Annotated in this window: 1 protein-coding gene; it reads left to right on the top strand. The window is 46.8% G+C overall.

Features of this window, described 5'->3' with window-relative positions; genetic code table 11:
- A partial coding sequence (locus tag NI000_RS36630; RefSeq protein WP_253416180.1) for a transposase occupies nucleotides 1-250 on the top strand: 250 nt, incomplete at both ends.

Raw genomic sequence — 250 nt, 5'->3', positions numbered from 1 at the left:
GCCAAACGATCTGTCTGGAAGATTTGCAGGTTCTAAGTCTAATGAAAAATCACAAGTTAGCAAAGTCCATTGCTGAAGCAAGCTGGTCAACCCTTCGCACGATGCTGGAATATAAAGCAACGTGGTATGGTCGCACGATCAGCATGGTCGCCAAAAACTATCCAAGCAGTCAACTTTGTCATGTATGCCAATCGCGCAACCCCGAAGTGAAAAATCTAAACTTGCGAGCGTGGACCTGTTCAGGATGCGG

Origin of the sequence: Paenibacillus tyrphae (assembly GCF_024158745.1) — a bacterium.
GTDB classification, from domain to species: domain Bacteria; phylum Bacillota; class Bacilli; order Paenibacillales; family NBRC-103111; genus Paenibacillus_G; species Paenibacillus_G tyrfis_A.
The sequence above is the reverse complement of the archived record's forward strand: the minus strand, read 5'-3'. Positions and strand labels throughout refer to the sequence as shown.